Below are 18,002 nucleotides of genomic sequence, written 5' to 3' on the forward strand. Positions count from 1 at the left end.
GGAAAATGTAAAATTACCACTGGCATTCAGGAAGAAAATCTGGTAAAGTTCCTTTAGAAGTGCTGTGTCCGTTCGGTCCCCGCTTATGATAATTAACAGAAAGGAACCATGATAATGCTTCCAGAGAGCTTTGTAAACAGAATGAAAGAAATGCTGGGGGAGGAATATGAGGCGTTTTCCGAGGCGCTGAAGGAGGAAAGGCATCAGGCCCTGCGGATAAATCCGCTGAAGGCGGAGCCGGAGGATTTTGCGCGGACAGGGCCTTTTTCCCTGACGCCGGTTCCCTGGGCGAAAACAGGTTTTTATTATGACAAGGCGCAGCAGCCCGGGAAGCATCCGCTTCATGAGGCGGGCGTTTATTATATCCAGGAGCCCAGCGCCATGGCTCCCGCTCAGTTCCTGCAGGCGCGTCCCGGGGAAAGGGTTCTTGATTTGTGTGCGGCGCCGGGAGGGAAGAGCACCCAGATCGCGGCACAGATGAAGGGCGGGGGACTGCTGGTATGTAATGAAATCCATCCTGCCCGGGCAAAAATACTGTCTGAAAACATAGAACGGATGGGCATCCGCAATGCGGTGGTCACCAATGAGACGCCGGAGCGGCTGGCAGAACGTTTTTCCGGGTTTTTTGACCGGATTCTGGTGGATGCGCCCTGCTCCGGGGAAGGGATGTTCCGCAAAAATGAAGAAGCCTGCGGGGAATGGAGCCTGGAAAATGTGGAGATGTGCGCTGAAAGACAGGATACGATTCTTGACAGCGCGCAGCAGATGCTGCGAAGCGGCGGGCTTCTTGTGTATTCCACCTGCACCTTTGCCCCGCAGGAAAATGAAGGGAGCATCAACCGTTTTCTGGATCGCTTCCCCGATTTTACGCTGGTGAATGTGGATATGTCGGAGGGTTTTGCGGCAGGACGGCAGGACTGGGTGCCTGGCGGAAGAGAAGAGCTTGCCAGGACAATGCGGCTGTGGCCTCATAAAATCAGGGGCGAGGGGCATTTCCTGGCGGTTCTTAAAAAGGAAGGCAGCGTATCGGAGACGGAGCGGATGCCTGTGCGCCGGGACGGCATAAAGGGCCTGTCGGTGAAGGAATATGCAGATTATCTGGAATTTGAAAATCAATATCTGAAGATACGGCAGGAAGGGATTTTTATTGCCTTCGGTGATCAGCTTTATCTGGCGCCTCAGGGAATGCCGCCTCTTAAGGGGCTGAAGGTACTGCGGCCGGGACTGCATCTGGGCACGAGAAAAAAGAACCGGTTTGAGCCTTCCCATGCGCTTGCTCTGGCGCTGAAGCCGGAGGAGGTGTGTTTTTCCTGTGACCTTCCCTCAGACAGCCGGGAAATTTATGGCTATCTGAACGGAGAGACGTTCCGGGAGGATGTGGGTGTTTACCGCGGGGAAGGCGGAAAGGGCTGGCATCTGATAACAGCGGACGGCTACAGCGTCGGCTGGGGCAAGCTGGCCGGCGGAATCATGAAAAATCATTATCCCAAGGGGCTGAGAAAGAACGGAGCTGCTGAGGCGGTTTGCAGTATCCGCCAAATGTACGAAATCAGGCATGGGACAGATCGGGAAATCTCAGCCTGTGCCCGTCGAAGGGATTTTCTTTCGGAATACGTGTAAAAAGAGTGTCATCCTCATTGGAAAGCGGTGTGAGAAGGCTGTCTGGGATTCCATCCGGCAGAAATCCCAGAACCGCTTTTTGCGTGCCTGCAGGAGCAAGGCAGGACAAAATTTCCTGCAGGGAGTGACCCGGGGGACAGAAAATGTCATGGCAGAGTAACGTCCCGGATGTTACATCCTGCTCTGCGACTGCTGCCGCGTCGTATTCCGGAAGATAATATACACAGTCCTTCAGAAACGAACCGCAGTAAAACATCAGCAGGTTAAAATTATCCAGCGAAGGCAGCAGGGAAAAAGGATTGGACATCCGGTAATGGGCTTCCAGCAGGCTGCGGCCGGAAGGAGAGTCCATATCCAGCCTGCGCGCCTTTCCCCGTTTTCCGTCCGCAGAAGGGGTAAGCGGAAGGCTGCACTGGTATTCCGTTTCCCTGCGAAAACCGAAACGGGGATAGAAATCCAGTACGGTTTCGTTGGCAAACAGATAGAAGCCGTCGCAGCGCTCCTCCCAGTCCCTGAAGATTTCTTCAATCAGATAGCGGGAAATCCCCTGGTTGCGGTAAGCCGGATGAGTCATGACTGTGCCCAGCTGGATATAGTTTTTTATCTGCCCGTTCCAGCGGGTTTTCATCAGATTGACGGATACATTTGCGGCAGCAGTACCGCCGTCCATCAGGGTATAGGGCTGATAGCGCTGTGACCAGCAGCCGTTTTCATACCAGCCCTCAAAGGACAGCTGAAAGGTCTGCATGGCCAGAGCGTTAAAGGCATTTCTTACAGGCGCGGTATCACGCACATTTTTTTCCAGCTTGTATTTCATTTGTTTTCCTGTTCCTCCCTGTTCAGTTCCTTCAGCCGTTCATTCATTTTTCTTGCTTCCCTTCTGTTGTAAAAGAAAAAAATACTCCAGATTGCCGTAAAAATCAGAACGCCCAGGATGATAAAGGTCATCATGTACCATTTATTTTCCAGCGGGATCCATCCCAGATAAAAAGCGGCCAGAAAATATCCGCTCATGCCAAGCGTGAAATGAATCAGAATCTGTATACCGAGGGAAAGCCTGTCAATTCGGTAAACGATGCTGGTGGAGCCGCAGGCGATACCAACAAATACGGCGCCCAAGACCTGCCTTGGAAAATTATTCACAATAGGCGCAAGGAAAGCCGGGCCGCTGATGAGATAACCGATAAGGCAGGTAAATACGAAAAAGGTGCAGCCCCACGAAATTCCCAGGAAAAGATAGTTGATAACTTTTTTTATGCTCATATCTATACCCCCAGTCGTTGTTTGAATTGCTGACGGTAGCTTCGGGTAATCACTTCCTCCACTCCGTTTTTCATCACAAGCTCCATCGTGCCATTGAAAGAGGCTTCTACATGGCTGATCCGGCGGATGCTGACAAGCGCCGACTTGGAAATGCGTACGAAATTTTTTCCCAGCTGTTTTTCCAGCTCGTACAGAGGCCTGTTTAACAGAAAGCGCCTTTTCTGCCGGTCGTAGAGCGCGAGTTCGCGGCCCTCCGTGCGGATAATTTCTATGGCGTCCGGCTCAATAAGATAGGTTTTCCCATCACGCTGGGCGGGGAACACGTTTTCTTCCCCTTCTTTTTCCAGAAGCGATATGGCGGCCTGCAGGTTCGGGGTCAGCCTGGCGGCGTTTATGACCGCGCAGGGTTCCTGGCAGGCCGGATCGATTTTCAGCTCCACACGCATGGGCGGTTCCCTCCTTTGCAACGGTTTGAGTCTTTCAAAGCGGCTGTGAACTGACTGATTATAACATTTTTCCATTATATCATATCCGCTCTGCGGATATGAGCCTCCGGCGGAATTTAGCGCCCGGATTTCTGCGGCGGGCGCAGAAATCAGCATGCGCAGCTATATAATGTCCCTACGCCGACATTATATCATAAAACGGGGGAAAGGAAATGCGCTTTATCTCCGTTATAAGCAGGTTGCCCTGCAAAACCTGCATTTCACACGCCGTCTGTTGCCGTGCAGGCCGCAGCTGCTTATGATGAAGAAAAAGGAGGAATGCATATGGATAAGACACTTGTGGAAATAGATAGGCTGCGGCTGGATTATGGGTCGGTATGCGCGGTGAAGGACGTATCCTTCCGCATGAAGGCAGGAGAAATACTTGCCGTCATCGGGCCTAACGGCTCCGGGAAAACCTCTACGGTAGAATGTGTGGAGGGACTGCGCAGGCCCACTTCAGGGAGCGTGCAGGTTTTCGGGGTGAACCCGCTTAAGAACCGCAGTCAGGTGTACCGGGAAATGGGGATACAGCTGCAGGAGGCGGAATATCCTGACAAAATTAAAGTAAAGGAGCTTTGCGGGCTGTTCTCTTCTTTTTATGAAAATCCTGCCGACTGGCATCTGCTCCTACAACAGCTGGGCCTGGGGGAAAAGGCGGGCCGTGCGGTAAAAAAACTGTCCGGCGGGGAAAAACAACGGCTGTCAGTGCTCCTTGCCCTGCTGCCCCGCCCGCGTCTGTTGCTCCTTGATGAGCTGACCACCGGGCTTGATCCGGAAATCCGTCACGGCCTGTGGGAAAGCCTGCGGCGGATAAAAGAGGCGGGAACCGGCATTTTGCTGGTGTCCCATTATCTGGACGAGGTGGAGGCCCTTGCGGACCGGCTTCTGTATCTGGTGAACGGGCGGCAGGAATTCCTGGGGACGCAGGAGGAGTTCCGGGCGTATGTGAAACGAAAGACACAGGGGGAAGGCTGGAGGGAGGATATGTCTCTGGAAAAGATGTATCTGTTGATTTCGCCCAAAACGAATGTGGTGACCATGGAGGGGATATTATGAAAAAACTGCTGGCTGTTTTCCGTATTGAGGCATTGCTCTTTCTGAGAGATTTTTATGGCTTCTTTTTTACCTTTGTTTTTCCTCTCCTGATGCTGTTGCTTTATGGAAGCATTTATGGAAATGAGCCTTCGGCTTATTTCGGAGGCAGAGGGACGATGGATGTTTCCGTGCCGGCCTATTCGGCCATGATCATCGGCGTTACCGGGCTGATGGCGTTTCCGCTGACGCTGGCCGGCTATAAGGAAAGCCGGATTTACAAACGCTTTGACGCCACTCCGGCGGGGAAGGGCGTGGTCATTGCGGCGCAGGTGCTTGTCAACCTGCTGATGACGCTGGCTGGCTTTGCGCTGCTGTTTGCGGCTGGAAAGCTGGTTTATGATATCAAAACCGAGGGCAGCTTTTGGGTTATTCTGGGTGCGCTGCTTTTGTCCATCGGCGCTGTTTTTTCCCTGGGTTTTTTCTTTACGGCAATTGCGCGGGATATGAAAATCAGCAACCTTCTCTGTTATGTTTCCTATTTTGTCATGATTTTCCTCTCCGGGGCGACGATGCCGAAGGAAATGTTCCCTGAGGCGGTGAAAAAGTTTTCCGCGTGGCTTCCGCTGACCTATGTTGTGGAGCTTCTGCAGGGCGTATTTCTGGGGGCGGCATTTGAGGAATACAGGAAGAGCCTGGTGGTGCTGGGCACAATCCTGATCGTCTGCACGGCGTCGGGGGCGGCGCTTTACCGGAGGAAGAGCTGGGTGTAGCGTTGGGAGGAAATAGGGAGAGCTGCAGGCTGTGGGAGGGGAATGGCAGGGAGTTTGTCAGAGCAAGTGCAATGCGGCCAGGAAAATTCCGCAGTAATATGGGATAAATGTGAGAAATTGCCGGAAGAAGCGGGGAAGAGAAAAAAATTTTTAGGCGGGTATACAAAAGCGTGGAAAAAGACAATATTTTCTGGAAAAAACAGGAGTATACAGTTATAATGGTTTTGTGTAGAAATTTTGTAGCAGTTCAGCTCGTTGTACTGTTACGAGATTTGAGAACTTTTTTTGGCAGCAGGACGGCAGGGAGAAGATACGGATTTTCCGTTTTTTCTGCTCCGCTGTCACATCAAAGAACAAGGAGACGTGAAGATGAAACAGGACATGATCGTTATACTGGACCTGGGCAGTACGGAAAACACTGTTGTTGCGCGCGCAATCCGTGACATGGGTGTGTACAGTGAAATCCATCCCCATGACATCACTGTGGATGGGCTGAAGGCTCTGGACAATGTAAAGGGTATTATTTTAAACGGCGGAGAAAACCGCGTGGTTGACGGCAAGGCTGTGGATATCGATCCCGCGCTGTATGACTGCGGTTATCCGGTTATGGCAATTAACCATCCCACTGCCAAATGTGAACAGAAATTTGACTCGGTTCCCGCACAGGAGGTTCTGAAGGATTTTGTTTTAAATCAGTGCAAGGCGGAAACCAACTGGAATATGAAGAATTTCATTGAGGATCAGGTGGAGCTGATTCGCCGTCAGGTGGGAGACAAGAAGGTTCTTCTTGCACTGTCAGGCGGTGTGGATTCCTCAGTAGTGGCCGCTATGCTGATTAAGGCTATCGGTCAGCAGCTGGTATGTGTGCATGTAAACCACGGCCTGATGCGTAAAAATGAGTCCGAAAGCGTAGTCGAGGTATTCCAGAACCAGCTGCATGCAAACCTGATTTATGTGGATGCCACGGAGCGTTTCCTCGGCAAGCTGGAAGGCGTTGCGGATCCGGAGCAGAAGAGAAAGATTATCGGCGGAGAGTTTATCCGTGTATTTGAGGAAGAGGCCAGAAAGCTGGACGGCATTCATTTCCTGGGACAGGGAACCATTTATCCCGACATCATCGAAAGCGGCACCAAGACTGCAAAAATGGTAAAATCCCATCACAATGTGGGCGGCCTGCCTGAGGATCTGCAGTTTGAACTGGTAGAGCCTTTGAAGCAGCTGTTCAAGGATGAGGTTCGTGCCTGCGGTATTGAGCTGGGCCTTCCTGCGAGCATGGTTTACCGTCAGCCCTTCCCCGGCCCCGGACTGGGTGTGCGTTGTCTGGGCGCAATTACCCGCGACAGGCTGGAGGCGGTAAGAGAGTCTGATGCGATTCTGAGAGAGGAATTCGAAAAAGCCGGCCTGGATAAGAAGGTTTGGCAGTATTTTACGGTAGTGCCGGACTTTAAGTCGGTTGGTATGAAAAATCATGCCAGATGCTTCGAGTATATGGTGATTATCAGGGCAATCAATACGATTGACGCCATGACCGCAAGCATTGAGAAGGTAGACTGGGATGTGCTGGAGAAGATTACAAACCGTATTCTGAATGAAGTGGAGAATGTGAACCGGGTTTGCTATGATATGTCGCCTAAGCCGCCGGCTACGATTGAGTTTGAGTAACAGACAGAACCCCGGAGATGCTGATAAAATGGGCATTTCCGGGGTTGATTTATGTCATTTGGCTCTAAAATGGCTCTAATTTTTTTAGAATATTGAATTTACATTTCTTGAATTTCAATAGCGTCAATGATAACAGATTCTTCTTTCGTAGAATGATATTCAGGGTTGCTTAACAGTGTATCACGCAAGGATTCTTTTAACTTATCACAACAAGGCTTAAATGATAAATATGTAATACCGCCGCCTATTACGCCTCCGACAACGGGAATCGCTTTTTTGAAGAAGCCGGCAAATACCTGTTTTGTCATATTAACGCCAAACCATTTTGAAACACTTTTTACAATTGGATAGATTGTTCCTTTTGTAAGAGCGGCATTCATCAATTTCTTTTCCACACCTTTTCCTAAGGCGGTTGCCATTGCTTTAAGGGCGGTATTTGTTCCCTGAACACCATACATAACTCCGAGGCAGATAATTAGCAAATTCATAGTTTCGGAATCAAATTTGTGCTCCTTTTCGGTGGTGTCGATTTCTGGGAAACCATATAAGTACATAAGTTTCTGAGCAGCACGAAGCATATAGCCATAGTATTGAACTAAATCAGCGGGGATAGTAGCAACCATTGCAACGCCGCCGGGTGCTCCCAATGCAGCGGAAATTCCAGAAACGCAGTTTCGCTCAAATTTTATTACTTCGTCTGCGATTTTGTCAATTTCACAAGCCGGTATCTGAGCGTAAGCTGGATTACGTGTAATAGCCGATTCAATTACTTCTGGAGGATAATTTTTCATTAGTTCTCGATTCAAAAAATCTGTCCGATTGACTTTGATTCCGGGAGTTTGTAAGCCGATAATAATAAAATCTTCAATATCAATTTCTCCATTGCCATTCGTATCAATTGTTTTCAGAATAGAATCTTTAGATTTTGTAAGGGCTGTTTTAGCTTTTTCTGTTGTAGAAGAAACTGCTGTTCCAGCATTTTTGACTGCTTGATTTAAAGTCTCTTTAAAGTTTTTGGTATCTGTTGAATTATGCTCTATATTCTTTTTCATCTCTCATTCCCCCTTTCCAGAACAGCACATGTAATTTTAGCGAAAAGTGTCTTATTCGGAATATACTTTGACAGATATTCCAGAAGTTCCTTTTTTCACAACTCTGTTTGTATCAACTAAATGCTGTTTGATTTGTTCACACGTTTCGTTCATCTGCTCTAACTCATGCTGAAAAGCCTCTTCACTTGGAAAAGCGTCTTTGGAAGCAATCAGATTTTCCTGTAATTTTTTTGCTTTAGCAAATTTGGCAAGTCTGTTATTGATTTCCGGGTGTTTAAAGCGAATATAGATTGTATCAGGAAGCAGATTTCCGTCTTTATCCTTTTCTCCGTCAATTTCCATATCTACTTGCTCATCCATTTTGAAAAGTAAGGTAAGGACATCAGAAGCGGTTTCTATATCAAAATCCGTAAATACATTGATACTCACACCCAGAGCATTAGCAATCTTTAAAAGCTGATCGGGTTTGGGGTTCCGGCTTCCTAATTCGTATTTACGGATGGTCGTTCCATCTATGCCAGCCAGTTCTCCTAACATATTCTGTGAAATTCCCCGGATAGTTCGGAATGTCTTTATTTTTTCACCTACAGTCATAGGATAACTCCTTTACAATTGAAAATATAAAATAATAGGGACATTTGTATTCTAACATATCACAAGTAAATAAACAAATAAATCTTGAATAATATGTTGACGAGGGACAAAAGAGCCTGTATAATAAAAACACGACATAGGGACAAAAGTACCTATAAAAAATAAAGGAGGACAATGTATGGAGAAATTAAAGAAAATGTATGTGACAGCAGAAGAAGCAGCAGAAATGCTGGGGGTATCAACAGGATATGCCTACAAGATTATCCGAGGGATGAATGAAGAATTAAAATCGATAGGCTATCGAACAATCTGCGGCAAAGTTCCAACAAAATATTTTGAAGGGATGTTGGACGGTGCAAAATATTTATGGCAGGACGGAAATGAAAAAAGCCCCGACAGCGGCAACTGTTAGGGCTGTGATAACTGGAAAACCTCTGTTATCAATATTCGCAAGTTAAGTATAGCAGAGGTTGCTTCCGCAGACAATGAGAATTTCAAAAAATGGAGGACATTCATGGAAGAAACCAGAACAGAATTACAGATGATTAAAATGTCGGAGATACAGGGAAGTAACATGGCTGTGGTATCCGTTTATCCCATATGGAAAACTGACGATTGTGCAGGGCGATCCGGGAGATGGCAAGACAACACTGGTATTGAATATAGCGGCAAAGCTATCAAAGGGCGAGGGCTTAGACAGTGATATGAAACTGGAAGATCCGTTGAATGTGATTTATCAGAGTGCAGAGGATGGATTGGCGGATACAGTGAAGCCTCGGCTGGAAGCAGCAGGGGCAGACTGTGAAAGAATTTCGGTAATTGATGAAAGCGTAAAATCTTTGTCCATGATTGATGAACGTTTGGAAGAAGCGGTCATTAGGACAAAAGCAAAGCTGCTGATTTTAGATCCGATACAGGCATATCTTGGCAGTGATATGGATATGAACCGGGCAAACGAAGCAAGAGATATGACAAAAAACTGGCTGCTCTGGCAGAAAAATATCAGTGTGCCATTGTACTTGTAGGGCACATGAATAAAGCGGCTGGAAATAAAGCGGCGTACGGAGGTATGGGGTCTATTGATTTCTTTGCGGTAGCCAGAAGTGTCCTGCTGGTTGGCAGGGTAGAGGGGGAAGCAAATATAAGAGCAGTAGTTCAGATAAAAAACAATTTGGCGGCGTTTGGACATCCGAAAGCTTTTGAATTGTCGGAGAACGGTTTTCAGTGGCTCGGAGATTATGAGATTACCGCAGATGAAGTGTTAGGCGGCGGAATAAGGTATGGCGGAATTTGAATGCAGATTAAAGAAATATCGGCTTATGGAGGATTTGACGCAGGAACAGCTGGCCGAAATGGTGGGTGTGCGCAGGGAAACGATAATGCGTCTGGAGAAAGCGCAGTATAATCCATCGTTGAAGCTGGCGATTGATATATCCAGGGCAGTAGGAGCGTCAATTGAAGAGATATTTATCTTTGATTAGACATATGTAATTGTGGTAATGGTAAAAATGCGTACAATAAAAGTGTAATTGTTTTCAGGCGGTTTTTCTGGGTATTGGGATTCGTCCGGATCTGTGTTCGAAGGGATATGGAAGCCGGGTTATCAGGCTGGCAGTTCAGGAGAGCCGGCATTTGTATGGGACAAAGGCTGTTTATCTGGATGTGCGGGAATGGAATCATCGGGCGGTAAAATGCTATGCTTCGGCAGGATTCTGAATCCGGGATAAGCTGGAGCAGGAAACGTATGCCGGAAGCGGCGGTTTTTTAAGGATGAGCTATGATTTTAATGAATAACTGTAAAAAAGGGGGCTGTGGAAAAACAGCCCCTGCGCAAGGGACTGTTTTCAAGGTCCCTTTTTGTATGGATAAAAGTACTGTTTTGGTTTACAGGAAGTAAAAGTAAAGTTATGATATAAGAAATATATTTCGAAAAGGCGGGAACCGGATGCCTGACCGGATATTTGAAAATATATGTTCACAACTGGATTTGGGAAGGCTCCTGCTGCCGCCTGTCCGGTTAAGCGGCGGGCTTATGCACAAAATGTTTTCACTGGAAACAACAAGGGGCAGATATGCGGTTAAGCTGCTGAATCCCCATGTTATGCTGCGGCCGGAGGCTAAGGCTAATTTTGATACGGCTGAGCGGCTGGAGGAGATTCTGGAAAAGAACGGGATTCCTATTCTGCCGGCGATAACCTATGAGCATAAAAAGATGCAGGAGATTAGTGGACAGTATTTTTACCTTTTTCCCTGGTATGATGGAAGGGCGCTAAAGAGCGGCGGGATTAAAGAATTTCATTGTGCCGAGGCTGGCAGAATATTGGCGCTCATTCACAATATCGATAAAAGAGAGGCGCCTTTTGTTCGCAATGAAATCCGTATTGACTGGGATTTTTATATCAGGGGGCTGGAGGCTGAAAACAGCGGGCTTTGCCAGCTTTTAAAGGATAATCGTTCTCTGCTTTGTGACTGTCAGGCGCGGGGAAATGCGGCGGTAAAGAGGCTTCCGCAGGTGGCAGCCATCTGCCATAATGACATGGACTGTAAAAATATTTTATGGAACGGCAGGGATTACCGTATTATTGATTTGGAGTGCCTTTCATATTCCAATCCTTTTTTGGAGCTTATGGAGCTGGCTTTGTGCTGGTCGGGGTATGAAGAGCGGGCGGTTGATTTTGAACTGCTCCGGGTGTTTGTGAGGGCTTATCTTGCGGCGGGCGGAAGTGCGCCGGAGGATTGGGAGGCTGTTTATGACAGTAACTGCGGCAGGTTGGAGTGGCTGGAATATAATATCAAACGTGTTTTGGGCATAGACTGCGGTGCGGATGAAAAGGAACTGGGAATTTCGGAGGTCCGCAAAACGGTGGAGCAAATCGTTTATTATGCGGATAGGAAGACAGCAGTTTTGGACAGCCTGAGCCAGTCGGACTAATGGTAAAAAGGCAATTATAATGAGGAGTCGGAAACATGGCCGAAAGAAAAGAAGGTCTTTCCGCAAATGAAGCGTGGAAGGCGATTATTGAAAAATATCATGTTTTGGAGGAAGTTGAAAAAAACGGCTGTTTTCCTATTAAGGCCAGCCAGATTAAGGGGTTCAGGGAACCGCGGCTGATGGCAAAATGGGACAGCACGGATTCTCTGCCTGAGGTGCTGCGGAAAAATAGGATCAATATTTTGCCGGACAGCCGCAGCTCCTATGTTTTGGGGGATTTTATCCTCTATCAGAAAATTCCGGAGCTTGATGAGCCGGTGACGCGGATGAAGCAGGTGGAGCTGCCGGATTATGAAACCATTGACATAAATAACATCAGCTCTGAGGCCAATGCAATCAATGTGCTGATCATTTCAGGGATTTTGGATGATTTTCTGGAAACGAGCGGTAATGTTTCCACCTTTAACGGACGGATGGGAACGGGATGCTTTGACTTTGAAGTGGATACTTACCGGAAAATCAAAAGGAAAATCAGTGTCAACAATGCGCAGTGTGAGATTGACGGCGGTTTTGAAAACGAGGCCTCGGTGGTGATCATGGAGGCTAAAAATGTGGTCCATGAGGATTTTCATGTAAGGCAGCTGTATTATCCTTACAGGCTTTGGCGAAGCAGGGTGAAGAAGCCGATAAGACTTGTTTTTTCCGTATACTCAAATATGATTTACCGGCTGTTTGAGTATCGTTTTGCCGCACCGGAGGATTATTCCTCCATAGAGCTGGTGCAGGCAAAGAATTATTCTCTGCAGGATACGAAAATCAGCAGGCAGAATCTTCTGGAGGTCCGTCGGAATACGGCTGTGAAAACCGATGACAACATGGAAGGGACTAAAATACCATTTATTCAGGCCAATTCCATGGATCGGGTGATTTCGCTGTTGGAAAATATGTATGAAAATCCCATGACAACGCAGCAGATTGCGGAGCTTATGGATTTTGACCTGCGGCAGTCGGATTATTATTTTAATGCGGGGAGATATCTTGGTTTATTTGAAAAAACCGCGGATGACGGGCAGAAGGTGGTGTCTTTGACCGCATTGGGCAACCGTATCTTCAGGCTGAATTATAAGAAGCGTCAGCTGAAGCTGGTGGAACTGATTTTGGAGCATCGGATATTTGCGGATTTTTTTGACGTGATGATGGAAACGGGAGAGGTGCCGGATAAAAAGAAAATAGCCGATAAAATGAGGGCGCTGCATGTGTGCAATGAGGGGCAGGTGGCGCGGCGGGCGAGTTCGGTGGCCGGTTGGCTGAAGTGGATTGGGAATCTGATGAAGCTGTAAGCTGTGAAGGGAAGGCGCTCAGGACTGGAACAGGAAGAGGAGCGGAAAATGAGAAGAACATTGTTATTGGGAATTGCAGCAGCAGTTATGTTTTTGGGGTTGGCCTGCGGGCAGAAGGCGACGGATACGGAAGGAAACGGTGCTGCTTTAGAATCAGCATCGGGGGAAAATGAGGCGGTTTTGGGGGATGAGGGCCTGACGGAAGCGCTGGAGGAGAGCCAGGGGGAAGAAGCTGTCCTGCAAAAAAATGACTGGTCAGCGCAGGCTCCTATTTCAATTGTGGCGGAGAATCCGGGACATGGTTATTATTTTAACGGAGAAGCCAGCGGGGAGTCGGCGCAGGCACTAAAGCTGGAGCAGGTTTTTGAAAAGCCCAATACTATTATTGATACGGAAGAATGGTTTGCTGAAAATGGGATAGAGAAGTCTTTTTACGATGTATTTGACATCAATCAGGATACTCCCGGTAACCTGCCGGAGGGGATTCCCCTGGTGGAGGAAAATGGCCTGTCCGTTGTCGGGGCTGATTTTGATGAGGATTGGGTGTATGTTGTATATGGCGAAGGGTACTGGGAAGGCTATGTGCTGAAAATATTTGACAGAGAAAGCCTTGCGCCGGCAGGGACGGTGGATTTTACTGCTTACAGATATGTGGATGATACCGCTTCTTTTGAGCAGAGGCTTTGGTGGGCAAGAATACAGGATGGCGTGATTTATGCGTCCTTTGGGCACGGCACTTATTCGGCCAATGCGCCGTTTCATGCCTATATTGTGGCGGTTGAGCTTGACAGCGGCAGTGTGCTCTGGAAATCGGAGCCTTTGGTTCCCAACGCCTATAATTTTGAAATTATCGGGGATATCCTTATTTCAGGATATGGTTTTACGCAGGAGGATGATTATCTGTATCAGCTGGATATTGGTACGGGAAAAATCGTGGAGCAGTTACCGGTAAAATCAAAGCCGGATTATATTATCCGGAAGGGTGATGTCCTGTATGTGAGAACCTATGATACGGATTATAGGTTTCATATAGAGGATTGATGGCCGGAGGTTGTTCGGCAGATGGGGGATTTGCTTTGGCAAAGGTAGGAACTGACTGATTCCTTAGGGGAAAAGGCAGTTCCTTTTTTGACAATGTATGTGGGAAGCGGGACTGGGTTTTACAGGATATCTTCTTCATATTTGATGGGGAGCTTTAGGACTTCCGGTTCAAGCTTATCGTGATAAATATCATCACCGCCCGCTTCAACATAGACTTTTCCTATTTCCTTGAAGGTTCTCAGGCCTTCCGGAGTGACGTATTTCTGCTTCGTAAATTCCATGTGAAGCCTGTAAAGTGTGGATCGGAAAGAAGAGATGGTACGTTCGTTATCTCTTTGAATGTGTGATTCCAACAGAGTTTTTATTTCTTTTACGTCGTTGTGTGTCTCGGTTTCGTATTGTTTTAAGGTTTCTATATCGGATTGGTGTCTGGTAAGAGTGGTTTCGACAGAAATGTTTTTATCCTCAAGGCCCTTTCTTTTCCGGTAATATTTATTCAGCAGACTTCCGAGGGCGTTAAGCAGCCTGGATACGCATGTAATAATAGAAGACAGAAATAGAATGACGCCGAGGATTGTTACGTTGTCATATGTTTTTAAAGAATCTATTATGATATCCATATTTTGGGAAAAACCTTTCTACAGAGAGATATATTTGTTTGATACGTAGCCTGTATGACCATTGAATTCTATATAGTACCAGAGGGATACTGCATCCTGGCGGAGAATGTTAACGGTATTGTATCGGGATAAAATAAAGCTTATGTCACCGGAAACGGGGGTATTTCTGCAGTTCAGCTTACTGCAGTTTACCACATGGCCTTTATGTGAGCGGAGATAGCTGTAGCTGCACCATTTGTTTTCGGCGGGACTGATTTTGACCCAGTTGTTTTGCAGGGAATAGATGTTTACTTTATCGTAGCGGTGTTTCAGGCCGATGATATTTCCGGCGGTGGACGGCTTGTCCCTCACGTTGAGAACAGCAGCGGTGACCTCGTTCCAGGCTGTTTCTTCCGGTTGGGCGTTAGTGAGATATTCTTTATATAAATGGTTTACGTCAATTGGGACGGCTGAACCGGGGATAAGGGAGGATCCGTACTGCCATATATCATAATGGCCAATGGTGGGAGGCTTTGTGGAATATCTTGCACACCAGATTTGATAGTTTTTCAAACGGTCAAAAATCAGCATGGTTTTGAACCAGTTGTCGGAGGCGTAGACGCCGGGGAGGTAACCCAGTTCCATGATGCGTTCACAGAATGCGACGATATTTTTTGTACGCTGTTCTTTCGTGATATTGTCGGCGCGGCCGTTTTTGTTCGGATTGGAATATTCGGAATCAATGAATATGGGGTAGGAGACAGGGTAGGGGCGGATTTGTTCGCAAATCCAGTCCGCCTGCTGTCGGGCCTCGGTTTCATTGATGGATTGGTCGTAGATGTAGAAGCCGAGATTCATGTGGTTTTTATGGGCTTCCTTTGCGTGGAAAAGGAATTTCTTATCCAGGGTAAGGGCTCCGGAGCTGTAGGCTCTGTAGCCGACGCGGATGATGATATCTTTATATTTTGAGGCGGCAAGAGTGAGATTGATGGTGTTGTGGTGTGAGATGTCGATTAATTCGCGGATGGTTGCGGGGGGTTGCGGCCGGGAGGCTGGTTCGTATTTCTTTGCGGCGGAATAATCTATGCCGGCAAGCTCTCCGTAGTAGGTGAAGGCATTGGAACGGGTGGTATATTTTGTTTTTACCAGATCTTCGGCGGTTCCTTTGGCTTCAAGTATCCATGCTTCGCCGGTATCGTCAATTTCCACGATGCCGATGTGGCCGCTTCGCCAGATGAGCATTCCGTTTTGCAGGTTTTGCGGATCTGAAACTTTGTATAGGTGTGTCATTCTGGCTTTTAGCTGGGCGCTGTTAATGTGAGGAATTCCGTAAGAATGGCATACGAAGCCGGAGCAGTCGATTCCTGTTCTGCCGATCTTGGCAAGGGCCAGTTTTTTGATGGCGGGGGTGTATATGTTGGGATACATTGCTGCCAGGGTGTTTATTTTGGACTGGGTTACTGGCTCGTATTTCAGGCCGTATATGTAGACGACGCCGGAGGTGATGAGGTGGTTGGCGTTGGTGACGGCGGTGGCGGGGGTGTTGGGCATGGGAGGGGCTCCTTTCGGTGGGGGGATGAGGGATAAGGCGGTGATTTGGGATGAGGGGAAATTTTTGATTTAGTTTAGTAGATGAGGAATGATGGTAGATTATGATATTCTAATTTTGGTGGATGTGCCCTGGCACAGGAAGGAAATGATTTCTACATTGTAGGTGCTGATGCAGTACGAAAAAAATTGGGTAGCGCCAGATTTTTAGGATCTGTGCAGAATACTTGTAAAACTCTCAATCCTATTATAACAATGCCTTACGAAGGTAACATCAGTTCATCAGATGTGGAAAATATACGTATTGTTTTGAAACCAGATGCCCTCTCTAAAGTTTTTATGGGAAGTGTTTATACGCCTAATTTAAGTTGGCTTGTGATGGATGCTTACACAGTTGAAATTAATACAGTTACGAAGCAAATTACAATTAGAATAACTCTTAGAAGTAACACTGGAAATATTGGCAATTGCGAGTTTCGATGTAATTTCGGTATTTATTTACTAAGTTTCTAAAATCCCGTTTTAGTCATTGATTACGTTGCCTGTTATTAGGTAAAGTTTCCCTTTTGGCTGCACGTAATAGCTTGCCCCCTTTGCCCCTACTGTAAGTGTTATTATTCCATTGTCGATGGATAATTTGGATGGATGATGATGATTTCCCGGTACCCCTCCTGGAGCTATACCTACAACAGTATCCGCCAGCCCTACATAGTTAGCGGCGTTATTATAGACGGATGCAGGGACGTGTGACTTAACATAGGCTGGTACGGGAAATGTATAAGTCTTAGGAGATGTCCCATAAGCGCTAAGTTCCCCATAGTCTGCAATAAAATAGATACCACTACCCAACATGACCCACACTGAATCAGCACCTCTTACATATTTAATACCATTTTCTTCTTTAAAGCAAGTCCACCTAAATTAGAACTTTAGTAAATAGATTAATGTCATATGTAATTAACTTATACAATTAAATATTTATGATAATATAGCTGAAGTAAAAAACAATATTCTAATTTAGGTGGAAATAAATTCCGGCTCAATAATACCAAACTTGAATATTGGGATGGAACACAATGGGTGCAAGCTGTTCCTCAACCTGCAGGTTTTTTGCGTACAGTCAGCATAGGTGGTTGGGGGAGCACAGTCAGCATCACAGTTGGTAATAAGTATTACAAAACCATAAAGTGGAAAACCCGCGACTATATACACATACTAAACATGCGTCTATATGATAATTCAGGAAATCTCCTTATAGATGAAAATCTTTTTTATAACTTTTCCGCAGGGGGTGGTGCAGTTAATAACGAATCTGGGACCGTAAATATGACACAATATGAAAACTATAATGTTGATTATATGGTCTTTACAGCCACCGGTGATAATAATAACGGAAAAGGATATCTTACAATATCTGCTGATTGATTGTGCTTAACTATGTGAATTTTACAGCTCTGTACCTACATGGACTTACCCCAGCATTAAAGTTACAGGTAAAACCGTCAGAATTAACGGTTACTGAGTCAACGTTGTTACCCGAATAAATCGAATATAAGCGCTTGATTTCATATTTGCTGCCAAATTCTACATATAATAAATCTGGTTGAAATCCGAGAGTAATTGTAAACCTATTTCCATCAATTTCGTTAGTAATGTTAATTACTCTGTTAAAAGGGATTACTGTATCGGCACCTCCCGGGGGAATGTATCCAGGTTTACCATCGGTTGTAGTCCCGAATTTGTACCCATTTAAATTCTAATTTTGGTGGCTTGTCTTTCTATGAAGATGAAACTGGAAAGTATGTAATAGGTGCTGATTCAGTCCCAAAAAAATTGGGTAAATCTACACCTATTAAATTATATTCTGGCGTGGGTAATGGAACATATGATTGTAGCTCTGTAAAAGATTATGCCCAGTTATCTAAAGATAAGATGTTGGGGTCAAAAGAGTTTGTAAAAACTCTCTGACCTACCATATAGTACCTTGAAAATTTTACACAATTGGATTTTTATCATTTTCCAGATGTTAGTAGTCAATACCAAAATGACTGTCAGTCC

At 46.4% G+C, this 18,002-nt stretch carries 18 protein-coding genes and 1 pseudogene; 12 read left to right on the forward strand and 7 right to left on the reverse strand.

All coding sequences use genetic code 11. The annotated features are described in order from the left end of the window. Positions 1–114 precede the first annotated feature (114 nt). Complete coding sequence (locus FYJ45_RS24290) at positions 115–1,620, forward strand: RsmF rRNA methyltransferase first C-terminal domain-containing protein (RefSeq protein ID WP_154467593.1); 1,506 nt, start codon at positions 115–117, stop codon at positions 1,618–1,620. On the opposite strand, the gene FYJ45_RS24295 is transcribed toward FYJ45_RS24290, so the two are convergent. Genes FYJ45_RS24295 through FYJ45_RS24305 form a run of 3 tightly spaced genes read right to left on the reverse strand, consistent with a single transcriptional unit; the run spans position 1,550 to position 3,329 of the window. Further along, the gene (locus tag FYJ45_RS24295; protein ID WP_154467579.1) at positions 1,550–2,437 is read right to left on the reverse strand and encodes a GNAT family N-acetyltransferase; all 888 of its coding nucleotides are present in this window, start codon (positions 2,435–2,437) and stop codon (positions 1,550–1,552) included. The two genes, FYJ45_RS24290 and FYJ45_RS24295, sit on opposite strands and share 71 nt — an antisense overlap. Next, positions 2,434–2,883, reverse strand: a complete 450-nt coding sequence (locus FYJ45_RS24300) for a DUF3021 domain-containing protein (protein ID WP_154467580.1) — start codon at positions 2,881–2,883, stop codon at positions 2,434–2,436. Before FYJ45_RS24300 ends, FYJ45_RS24295 begins: the two co-directional genes overlap by 4 nt. Before the next feature lie 2 nt (positions 2,884–2,885). Next, positions 2,886–3,329, reverse strand: a complete 444-nt coding sequence (locus FYJ45_RS24305; protein WP_035320448.1) for a LytTR family DNA-binding domain-containing protein — start codon at positions 3,327–3,329, stop codon at positions 2,886–2,888. 324 nt (positions 3,330–3,653) lie between these two features. Between FYJ45_RS24305 and FYJ45_RS24310 the strand changes: the two genes are divergently transcribed. The 3 genes from FYJ45_RS24310 (at position 3,654) to guaA (ending at position 6,838) form a co-directional block, all read left to right on the forward strand. Further along, entirely contained in the window at positions 3,654–4,427 is a 774-nt protein-coding gene (locus tag FYJ45_RS24310) for an ABC transporter ATP-binding protein (protein WP_195841964.1), read from the forward strand. Further along, positions 4,424–5,176 (forward strand): ABC transporter permease, encoded by a 753-nt coding sequence (locus FYJ45_RS24315; RefSeq protein WP_154467582.1) that lies wholly within the window; start codon positions 4,424–4,426, stop codon positions 5,174–5,176. The genes FYJ45_RS24310 and FYJ45_RS24315 overlap by 4 nt, the downstream gene beginning before the upstream one ends. A 369-nt stretch (positions 5,177–5,545) precedes the next feature. Next, the gene (guaA, locus tag FYJ45_RS24320; protein ID WP_025490936.1) at positions 5,546–6,838 is read left to right on the forward strand and encodes a glutamine-hydrolyzing GMP synthase; all 1,293 of its coding nucleotides are present in this window, start codon (positions 5,546–5,548) and stop codon (positions 6,836–6,838) included. A gap of 98 nt (positions 6,839–6,936) precedes the next feature. Here the strand turns inward: guaA and FYJ45_RS24325 are convergent, their stop codons facing one another. Together FYJ45_RS24325 and FYJ45_RS24330 are read right to left on the reverse strand one after the other, a co-directional pair. After that, positions 6,937–7,890 (reverse strand): EcsC family protein, encoded by a 954-nt coding sequence (locus tag FYJ45_RS24325; protein ID WP_154467583.1) that lies wholly within the window; start codon positions 7,888–7,890, stop codon positions 6,937–6,939. Between the two features lie 51 nt (positions 7,891–7,941). Beyond that, complete coding sequence (locus FYJ45_RS24330) at positions 7,942–8,484, reverse strand: helix-turn-helix domain-containing protein (RefSeq protein WP_154467584.1); 543 nt, start codon at positions 8,482–8,484, stop codon at positions 7,942–7,944. A 178-nt stretch (positions 8,485–8,662) separates the two neighbouring features. Between FYJ45_RS24330 and FYJ45_RS24335 the strand changes: the two genes are divergently transcribed. From FYJ45_RS24335 to FYJ45_RS24365, 7 genes and pseudogenes are all read left to right on the forward strand, one after another. Further along, positions 8,663–8,896: a helix-turn-helix domain-containing protein gene (locus FYJ45_RS24335; protein WP_235930996.1), complete on the forward strand. Its 234-nt coding sequence runs from the start codon at positions 8,663–8,665 to the stop codon at positions 8,894–8,896. 102 nt (positions 8,897–8,998) lie between these two features. Continuing rightward, positions 8,999–9,754: pseudogene (locus tag FYJ45_RS32850) on the forward strand (AAA family ATPase); the annotation flags it as partial. 10 nt (positions 9,755–9,764) lie between these two features. Next, on the forward strand, positions 9,765–9,965 hold the full coding sequence (locus tag FYJ45_RS24345) for a helix-turn-helix transcriptional regulator (protein ID WP_154467585.1): 201 nt from the start codon (positions 9,765–9,767) through the stop codon (positions 9,963–9,965). A gap of 79 nt (positions 9,966–10,044) precedes the next feature. Then, on the forward strand, positions 10,045–10,200 hold the full coding sequence (locus FYJ45_RS33305; RefSeq protein WP_408609540.1) for a GNAT family N-acetyltransferase: 156 nt from the start codon (positions 10,045–10,047) through the stop codon (positions 10,198–10,200). 229 nt (positions 10,201–10,429) lie between these two features. Further along, the gene (locus FYJ45_RS24355; RefSeq protein WP_154467586.1) at positions 10,430–11,416 is read left to right on the forward strand and encodes an aminoglycoside phosphotransferase family protein; all 987 of its coding nucleotides are present in this window, start codon (positions 10,430–10,432) and stop codon (positions 11,414–11,416) included. 35 nt (positions 11,417–11,451) lie between these two features. Continuing rightward, the gene (locus tag FYJ45_RS24360; RefSeq protein ID WP_154467587.1) at positions 11,452–12,756 is read left to right on the forward strand and encodes a type II restriction enzyme; all 1,305 of its coding nucleotides are present in this window, start codon (positions 11,452–11,454) and stop codon (positions 12,754–12,756) included. Between the two features lie 48 nt (positions 12,757–12,804). Next, positions 12,805–13,797, forward strand: coding sequence for a hypothetical protein (locus FYJ45_RS24365; RefSeq protein WP_154467588.1), 993 nt, complete (start codon positions 12,805–12,807; stop codon positions 13,795–13,797). A 119-nt stretch (positions 13,798–13,916) separates the two neighbouring features. On the opposite strand, the gene FYJ45_RS24370 is transcribed toward FYJ45_RS24365, so the two are convergent. Beyond that, positions 13,917–14,417, reverse strand: coding sequence for a hypothetical protein (locus FYJ45_RS24370; RefSeq protein ID WP_154467589.1), 501 nt, complete (start codon positions 14,415–14,417; stop codon positions 13,917–13,919). Between the two features lie 18 nt (positions 14,418–14,435). Next, a complete protein-coding gene (locus tag FYJ45_RS24375) occupies positions 14,436–15,947 on the reverse strand; it encodes a GH25 family lysozyme (protein ID WP_154467590.1) in 1,512 nt (503 codons plus the stop codon). 1,077 nt (positions 15,948–17,024) lie between these two features. Between FYJ45_RS24375 and FYJ45_RS24380 the strand changes: the two genes are divergently transcribed. Next, positions 17,025–17,369 (forward strand): hypothetical protein, encoded by a 345-nt coding sequence (locus FYJ45_RS24380; RefSeq protein WP_154467591.1) that lies wholly within the window; start codon positions 17,025–17,027, stop codon positions 17,367–17,369. Positions 17,370–18,002 lie beyond the last annotated feature (633 nt).

Source organism: Eisenbergiella porci (genome assembly GCF_009696275.1).
GTDB classification, from domain to species: domain Bacteria; phylum Bacillota; class Clostridia; order Lachnospirales; family Lachnospiraceae; genus Eisenbergiella; species Eisenbergiella porci.

What these genes read in the sequence shown, in the direction of transcription:
- FYJ45_RS24330 (WP_154467584.1), bottom strand. Translation starts at nt 8,484, where the DNA reads ATGACTGTAGGTGAAAAAATAAAGACATTCCGAACTATCCGGGGAATT.
- FYJ45_RS24355 (WP_154467586.1), top strand. Translation starts at nt 10,430, where the DNA reads ATGCCTGACCGGATATTTGAAAATATATGTTCACAACTGGATTTGGGA.
- FYJ45_RS24375 (WP_154467590.1), bottom strand. Translation starts at nt 15,947, where the DNA reads ATGCCCAACACCCCCGCCACCGCCGTCACCAACGCCAACCACCTCATC.
- guaA (WP_025490936.1), top strand. Translation starts at nt 5,546, where the DNA reads ATGAAACAGGACATGATCGTTATACTGGACCTGGGCAGTACGGAAAAC.
- FYJ45_RS24370 (WP_154467589.1), bottom strand. Translation starts at nt 14,417, where the DNA reads ATGGATATCATAATAGATTCTTTAAAAACATATGACAACGTAACAATC.
- FYJ45_RS24305 (WP_035320448.1), bottom strand. Translation starts at nt 3,329, where the DNA reads ATGCGTGTGGAGCTGAAAATCGATCCGGCCTGCCAGGAACCCTGCGCG.
- FYJ45_RS24290 (WP_154467593.1), top strand. Translation starts at nt 115, where the DNA reads ATGCTTCCAGAGAGCTTTGTAAACAGAATGAAAGAAATGCTGGGGGAG.
- FYJ45_RS24325 (WP_154467583.1), bottom strand. Translation starts at nt 7,890, where the DNA reads ATGAAAAAGAATATAGAGCATAATTCAACAGATACCAAAAACTTTAAA.
- FYJ45_RS24345 (WP_154467585.1), top strand. Translation starts at nt 9,765, where the DNA reads ATGGCGGAATTTGAATGCAGATTAAAGAAATATCGGCTTATGGAGGAT.
- FYJ45_RS24310 (WP_195841964.1), top strand. Translation starts at nt 3,654, where the DNA reads ATGGATAAGACACTTGTGGAAATAGATAGGCTGCGGCTGGATTATGGG.
- FYJ45_RS24365 (WP_154467588.1), top strand. Translation starts at nt 12,805, where the DNA reads ATGAGAAGAACATTGTTATTGGGAATTGCAGCAGCAGTTATGTTTTTG.
- FYJ45_RS24360 (WP_154467587.1), top strand. Translation starts at nt 11,452, where the DNA reads ATGGCCGAAAGAAAAGAAGGTCTTTCCGCAAATGAAGCGTGGAAGGCG.
- FYJ45_RS24335 (WP_235930996.1), top strand. Translation starts at nt 8,663, where the DNA reads ATGGAGAAATTAAAGAAAATGTATGTGACAGCAGAAGAAGCAGCAGAA.
- FYJ45_RS24295 (WP_154467579.1), bottom strand. Translation starts at nt 2,437, where the DNA reads ATGAAATACAAGCTGGAAAAAAATGTGCGTGATACCGCGCCTGTAAGA.
- FYJ45_RS24315 (WP_154467582.1), top strand. Translation starts at nt 4,424, where the DNA reads ATGAAAAAACTGCTGGCTGTTTTCCGTATTGAGGCATTGCTCTTTCTG.
- FYJ45_RS24300 (WP_154467580.1), bottom strand. Translation starts at nt 2,883, where the DNA reads ATGAGCATAAAAAAAGTTATCAACTATCTTTTCCTGGGAATTTCGTGG.